We start from the raw sequence: 6,727 nt of genomic DNA on the forward strand, positions 1-6,727 counted from the left end.
AGATGGATGTGTGAATAGATCCACCAAAATGAATTCAGATAAAAGGAAGTGTTGTGAAATGAAAGGTATCGGTCAGTTAGCAATTGGAGAAATGCTCGATCAGCGAGTCATGATCAAGCAGGCATTAAAAGGAATCGCGGCAAACGGAAAACCGTATCTGACATTAATCTTAGCAGATAAGACTGGCGAAATTGAGACAAAGATGTGGGATACGAGCGATCTTGATAAATATGCGCCAAAGTTTATCGTCCATGCTGCGGGGGAAGTGATGGATTACCGCGGACGGACACAATTGAAACTGAAACAGATTACGGTTCTTGATGAGACGAACGTTGAAGAGTACATTCAGTCCGCACCGTTCCCGCGTGAACAAATCGAAACCGAGGTCCTGAGCTTCATTGAGTCGATTCACCATGCCGACATGAAAAAGCTAGTCAAACATTTAGTCATCAAAGAATTTGATGCATATTTCACGCATCCCGCAGCAGTCAAAAATCATCATGCCTTCTACTCGGGGTTATCGTATCATGTCCTGTCGATGTTGAAGTTAGCAGATCAAATCGCACGTCTTTATCCGACGTTGAATCGAGATTTATTGATTGCTGGTGTCGTCTTACATGACTACGCGAAAATCAAAGAATTATCCGATCCTGTGGCACCAGAGTATACGCTCCCAGGAAAATTGGTGGGTCACATCTCGTTGATGGTGGCCGAATTAGAAAAAGTCGGTGCCGAGTTACAAATCGATGCCGAGGTCTTGACGGTCTTGCAACATTTAGTCCTGAGTCATCATGGTCGTCCGGAGTGGGGATCGGCTGTCGCACCACAAATGCGTGAAGCAGAAGTCCTGTTTTTGATTGACAACTTAGATGCTCGGATGACGATGATGGATCGCCTGCTCGAGTACGTAGAACCCGGACAATTTTCGGAGCGGTCGTTTGCGCTAGATAATCGGTCATTTTATCGTCCGAAACTCTAATCAGTGAACATCATACGATGAGCAGAGAAATGATTTTAAATTGATCAGAGGAGTGAAAGCATGAAAACCAAGTTATTTGAAGCTGTCCAAATCGGACGAGTTCTGTTCCGAAACCGTGTCATCATGGCACCGATGTGTATGTATAGTGCAAAAGAAGATGGGTTAGTAACGGATTGGCATGTCACCCATTACGCGTCACGTGCCGTTGGTGGTGTCGGTGGTGTCATCTTGGAAGCAACGGCAGTCACACCAGACGGACGGATTTCAGCGGGTGATCTAGGCGTCTGGTCAGATGATCATATCGCAGGATTACGCCGAATTGCCGATCAAGTGAAGGCAGCCGGTGCAAAGGCGGGTGTCCAATTGGCACATGCCGGACGAAAAAGTACGACGGCAAAACCACCTGTTGCCCCGTCTGCCATTGGGTTTGATGATTCGTATGAGGAGCCGCGTGAATTGACGCTTGAAGACATCGGAATCGTCAAACAACAATTCGTCGACGCTGCACTTCGAGTGGAGGAGGCAGGCTACGATTTCATTGAATTACACGGTGCGCACGGTTATTTGATTAATACCTTTTTATCTCCGCTGTCGAACAAACGACAGGATCAATATGGTGGATCAATGGAGAATCGGATGCGCTTCTTATTAGAAATCATCGATGCGATTCAAGAAAAGTCGAACATCTCGTTATGGGTTCGGATATCCGCTGCCGATCATGCAGAAGGTGGCATGACGGCTACAGACTATATCCCACTTGCCAATGAATTACTGAAACGCAACATCGATTTGCTTGATTGCAGTTCAGGTGCAGTTGTGGCCAATGCCGTACCTGATGTGTATCCGGGGTATCAAGTCCCGTATGCGGCTGAAATCAAACACGCAACAGGCATGAAGACGGGAGCAGTTGGTTTGATCACAACAGCGACACTTGCGGAAGAAATCGTTCGGAGTGAACGCGCCGACGTCATCTTGCTCGCGCGTGAGTTATTACGTCAACCGTACTGGGTCTATCACGCAGCAGCAGAGCTCAAGGACGAAGTGAGTTTGCCAAAACAATATGAGCGTGCACCGATTCGGTAAAAATGAGTCAGTACTAAAAAATCAGTACTAAAAAAGAGAAAACTCAAAAAAATCACTTGCTTCTCATGGCTTCTACAGGACAGCCGATGAAGCGAGTGATTTTTTTTGAGATAAGAACAGGGGACGGACTTTGATATCCATCCCCTGATTCGTGTAAAGACTAACTTTTGAGTCCATCTTGTTTTTGATTATTGTTGTTGCTGTTGTTGCATTTGTTGTTGCATTTGCTGTTGTTCCTGCTTGTCGAGATCAAACGCATCTTTGAAGTCTTTGTTTTCGATTTTAACATCGTATTTTTTGATCAATGAACGATAGATATCGTTTGGATTGACTTGAGCAGCTTTTTCTTCTGCTAATGCTTTTTTGATACGATCTGATTCTTTTTCGAGCGTAAAGTCTTTTTTCTCTTTACGATCCGTTACTTTAATGATGTGGTATCCGAATTGCGTTTTGATTGGGTCAGAAACTTTACCTTCAACGCCATCTTTGAAGGCATAGTTTTCGAACTCCTCGACCATTTTACCTTTTGTAAAGTATCCGAGGTCGCCGCCCTTCGTAGCACTACCTGTATCTGTTGATTTTGCTTTTGCGATTTTTGCGAAATCGCCACCGTCATCCAATTGTTTTTTGATTGCTTTTGCGTCTGCTTCTTTTTCAACAAGGATATGGCTTGCTTTAACTTCGACTTTTTCTTGATTAAAACGGTCTTCGATTTCTTTATCCGTTACTTTTGATTTCGCAGATTTTGCTTCAGTCAACAGAAGTTGTGTGCGAAGGACTTTTTCAAATTCTTTTTCGTTTTTGATTCCAGCGGTTTGCAGTGTCGTATTGAACTGTTCCTTATCCGGGAACTGATCTTTCGTCTTTTTGACTTCTGCATCGACTTCTTTGTCAGTTACTTTTTTGCCGTATTCTTTTTCGAGCAACTCGTTCATTGTTTGTTGGAAAGCAATTTGTGCGCCTGCTTTTTGATAGGCTTCTTCTTGGACGTCCGCTTTATTGACTTCGCCACCTTTGTAGTTGATGACGGCTTCGTCGTTTGAACCACATGCTGCTAATGTGAAAACACTTGCTACTGCTGCTACGCTTAAAAGTTTCTTTTTCATACATACACCCCTAATTTACCATTTATTTCAACCGTTCTATCATATCATATCTTCGTTATCTTGACAGCTTTCCTCAAAATCGAAAGTGATTTGTTCTTACCCCATGCTATCATAATCATTACATCGTGAGACGACTATTTTTGTGGGAAATTGTGAAGGACCTGAGCGTTTTGAGACAAAACGGTAAAAGGAACGTCACTTTAAAAAAACAAAAAACGTCCTAGGCCCTGGAGGCTTAGAACGTCGGTGCTAACATCTCAGGCTTTCTTGATGGATTCGACGACTGGATCTTGTGGGCGACGATCGGCTTCTTCTGTAATCATTTTGGATGTTTCGGCAAAGATGTCCATAAAACTATCGCCGTACAGACGACGGACAATCGCAGATATGTCGGTCAGCTCGGGGAATTTCCCGTAAAGCTCTTGAAGCGGTAACGAAGCACGGAACACACCATTTTCCTCTGGACGGAACGCTTGAATCGTTTCTAGTAACAAACTTTCGCCTTCCGGTGTCAGTTGGACGTAGGTATTTCGTTTATCGGTCTCTTTTTTCGAAAACGTTAAAAGACCGCGGTCTTCTAATTTTTTCGAAAAGTTAAAGGCTGTCGAAACGTGCATCACACCGTATTTTGCAATTTCAGAAATCGACGCGCCACCTAAGGCATGAGAAATCCATAAAATATGATGTTCGTTAATGTTTAAATCAAATGGCTTGATCCAATTTTGCCAATCTTTTTCTACCGTTTTCCATAGTGCTTTGCTCAGTTGGACAATTTTATGACTGTATAACAGTGCTTCTTGTCCAGGATATAATTTTTCGTGTTCCATATCTGACTCATCCTTTCGAAAGGTGACAATGGCTCAAACGCGCAAAATGCAAACTATACAAAAACAAATCGAAGCAGTGGATCTTTACTGTTGGGGAGTGAGATGATTGACGTCTTGTTTAGCCTCATCGGCAAGTTTCTGAAGACGTGTCAGCGATTCTTGAACCTCTGATTGATACTGAGAGACATCTTTTGTTACTTCTTCTTTAAACGTCATGCCAGAAAGTTTGGCTGTCTCTATTAGATTCTTTCCCTCCTGCGTCAAATCCTGCACGTTCGTTACGATTGTAGAATAAGAATTTCGACGTTGTTTACCATTCGAAGAGTCACTTTTAGTACCTTGGCGAAGCGCCTTCAAACCGTAAAAAGTTACAAGCGACAGCGTAGCACCAAAAGCGACCCAGTTACGATGGGGACGCTTCGACATAGTTTACCTCCTTTTTGATATTAAAATATTTGTTTCATATTATTTTACCGAAAATCCGATATTGGAAACCTATTTTGGCAATATTTCTAAAATGAGTCAGTAAATGATCTGTTTTTCAGTCATTATAGACGGCTTTTGATCGATTCAGCGATTGTAGCTAACTCTTCAGCCGTATAGTCGTCGTTATGAACTTCCCACTTGGCGCCAAATCCATCATGTTTATCGTGGCGTGGAATGAGGTGGAGATGGAAGTGGGAAACAGACTGTCCGGCTACCTTTCCCGTATTCGAGAGGATGTTCATTCCGGCTGCTCCTGTTTCTTGTTGCAGGGCGCGGCTAATTTCTGGAACGGCTGCAAAAACGGCTTGAGCATCTGCTTGAGATAAATCATAGATATTGTCTGCATGTTGTTTCGGGATGACGAGCGTGTGACCTTTCGTGACTTGAGATAAATCAAGAAACGCTAGAACATGTTCATTTTCAAATAATGTGTAGCTTGGAACCTGATGATTTGCAATCTTACAGAAAATACAGTTTTCTTTTTGCAATGAACTCACTCCTTTAACATAGATGTAGTATCAGTATACTCGAGGAAATCCGTCTTGCGGGCAATTGACAAGGATATGAAGGGTTTCTAAACTAAAGGAAATCGCCGGAATCAGAAAGTAGGGGGAATTGAGATGCCATCTCGCATCACCGCATACGAAAAAAAGAGAAAAAGAAATCAACGGATAGGTCTCATTGGCAGCATCGTACTTCTGATATTTGTAATGGCTTGGTTTGGTTGGAGCCAGGTCCGACCAGCAGCAGAACGTCAACAGACAGATGAAGTATTTAAAAAGGCGCTACAGGAGCGGGATCGGAAAACGTTTCAGGAACTGGTCTACCTCAATAACAAACCGTTACAGATGGCGGATAGTAATCGACTCATGGACTGGTTCTTGGCAGATCCGCAACGACTCGACCAAGCTGTCGCTGAAATCACGTCCGACCAAAAAAATTATCCACACAAAACGAAAAAAACAGCGAAACAAGATTTATTTGCACTGAAAAAACAAGCCGGACGTTTCTGGTATGATACCTATATCCTTCATTTGAATAAGCAGACATTAGAAGTGACAAGTGATACTGAAGGAACAGAAATTTCAATCGAAGATACACCGGCAGGAAATCTGAATCAGGAAAAACCATTAACGATTGAACGATTTCCAGGAGAGTATGAAGTTTCAGCCCGTGTTGAAGCAAACGGTAAAACCGGACGTGCGAGTAAAACCGTACAGCTGGGTGACCAAAAAACGACGACGATTGCTTTTCAGCTGGCCGAACAAGTTGCACCGGATCAAAAAGAGCAATATGGTATCGATATTGAGAAATTGTTAGAGGCGGAAGTCAAGGCAAGAACAGGTAAAACGGTCGAACAAATGACGGATTATCTCGGTCGAAGTCAAAAAGAAATGGAGCAGACGTTTGGTCCACCATCCACACGTGTCGCGAATAAGACGACCTATGACGGATTTGAAGTGACCTATGACAAACAAGAAGTACAAAGTCTGTTGATTGATTTAAATAAAACACCATCCGAACTCGAAGCGGTAGCGGGAAAACCGGAATCAAAAGCAAAAGAATCGGTTGGGACGGTCTGGAAGTACCCGGCAAACTTTTTTGAAGAGTTGTTAGGATGGTTAAACATTAAGTCAGAGAAACGTGTCATTGAGCGATCGGGTAAGATGTGGCTTGAATTACGGTGAACTTCTTAAGTGGAAGGCTAATCAAGAAACAAACGAAAACCACTAAAGACAGTACATCTTTAGTGGTTTGTTGTAGTAAATTAGATTATCGTTTGTTGACCGCACGAAGGATGAACGAAACGATTAAGATTAAGATGATTGCACCTAAGATAGCAGGTACGATGGCGAAACCAGCGATATCTGGTCCCCAGCTGCCGAACAATGCTTGTCCGATCATTGAACCAACAAAACCTGCGATGATGTTACCGATAATTCCACCTGGTACATCTTTACCGAGAATAAGACTTGCTAACCAACCAATAATACCACCAACGATTAAAGCCCATAAGAATCCCATTTAAAACACTCCTTTTAAATTTAGTAGTCTAATTATTTACGACGAACTGAACGAAGAACCAGCGATACGATGAAGATTAAGATGATTGCACCTAAGATTGCTGGAATGATGGCGAAACCAGCGATATCTGGTCCCATTGTACCGAAGATTGCTTGACCGATCATTGCACCGACGAAACCTGCGACGATGTTACCGATGATACCACCTGGTACATCTTTCCC

The 6,727-nt window shown here is 43.0% G+C and carries 9 protein-coding genes; 3 read left to right on the forward strand and 6 right to left on the reverse strand.

Features of this window, described 5'->3' with window-relative positions:
- Positions 1 to 58: 58 nt before the first annotated feature.
- Together BLD48_RS14230 and namA are read left to right on the forward strand one after the other, a co-directional pair.
- Positions 59 to 979 carry an HD domain-containing protein gene (locus BLD48_RS14230; RefSeq protein WP_071500803.1) on the forward strand — a complete coding sequence of 307 codons (921 nt, stop codon included), beginning with the start codon at positions 59 to 61 and terminating at the stop codon, positions 977 to 979.
- Positions 980 to 1,039: 60 nt separating this feature from the next.
- Positions 1,040 to 2,062: an NADPH dehydrogenase NamA gene (gene namA, locus BLD48_RS14235; protein WP_071500804.1), complete on the forward strand. Its 1,023-nt coding sequence runs from the start codon at positions 1,040 to 1,042 to the stop codon at positions 2,060 to 2,062.
- A gap of 188 nt (positions 2,063 to 2,250) precedes the next feature.
- Here the strand turns inward: namA and BLD48_RS14240 are convergent, their stop codons facing one another.
- The 4 genes from BLD48_RS14240 to BLD48_RS14255 all read right to left on the reverse strand — a co-directional run bounded on the left by BLD48_RS14240 (position 2,251) and on the right by BLD48_RS14255 (position 4,969).
- Positions 2,251 to 3,168 (reverse strand): peptidylprolyl isomerase, encoded by a 918-nt coding sequence (locus BLD48_RS14240; RefSeq protein ID WP_014969680.1) that lies wholly within the window; start codon positions 3,166 to 3,168, stop codon positions 2,251 to 2,253.
- 257 nt (positions 3,169 to 3,425) lie between these two features.
- Positions 3,426 to 3,995 carry an HTH-type transcriptional regulator Hpr gene (locus BLD48_RS14245; protein WP_014969681.1) on the reverse strand — a complete coding sequence of 190 codons (570 nt, stop codon included), beginning with the start codon at positions 3,993 to 3,995 and terminating at the stop codon, positions 3,426 to 3,428.
- A gap of 84 nt (positions 3,996 to 4,079) precedes the next feature.
- Positions 4,080 to 4,421 (reverse strand): hypothetical protein, encoded by a 342-nt coding sequence (locus tag BLD48_RS14250; protein ID WP_014969682.1) that lies wholly within the window; start codon positions 4,419 to 4,421, stop codon positions 4,080 to 4,082.
- A 122-nt stretch (positions 4,422 to 4,543) separates the two neighbouring features.
- On the reverse strand, positions 4,544 to 4,969 hold the full coding sequence (locus BLD48_RS14255; protein WP_071500805.1) for an HIT family protein: 426 nt from the start codon (positions 4,967 to 4,969) through the stop codon (positions 4,544 to 4,546).
- A 222-nt stretch (positions 4,970 to 5,191) separates the two neighbouring features.
- Here BLD48_RS14255 and BLD48_RS14260 point away from each other — a divergent pair, with 222 nt between their 5' ends.
- Positions 5,192 to 6,169, forward strand: coding sequence for a TcaA second domain-containing protein (locus BLD48_RS14260; RefSeq protein WP_161487725.1), 978 nt, complete (start codon positions 5,192 to 5,194; stop codon positions 6,167 to 6,169).
- A gap of 85 nt (positions 6,170 to 6,254) precedes the next feature.
- Here the strand turns inward: BLD48_RS14260 and BLD48_RS14265 are convergent, their stop codons facing one another.
- Both BLD48_RS14265 and BLD48_RS14270 read right to left on the reverse strand, forming a co-directional pair.
- The gene (locus BLD48_RS14265) at positions 6,255 to 6,506 is read right to left on the reverse strand and encodes a GlsB/YeaQ/YmgE family stress response membrane protein (RefSeq protein ID WP_014969683.1); all 252 of its coding nucleotides are present in this window, start codon (positions 6,504 to 6,506) and stop codon (positions 6,255 to 6,257) included.
- 32 nt (positions 6,507 to 6,538) lie between these two features.
- The coding region (locus BLD48_RS14270) for a GlsB/YeaQ/YmgE family stress response membrane protein (protein WP_071500807.1) at positions 6,539 to 6,727 on the reverse strand (189 nt) is incomplete at its 5' end.

Origin of the sequence: Exiguobacterium sp. KRL4 (assembly GCF_001870785.1) — a bacterium.
In the GTDB taxonomy this organism is placed as follows: domain Bacteria; phylum Bacillota; class Bacilli; order Exiguobacteriales; family Exiguobacteriaceae; genus Exiguobacterium_A.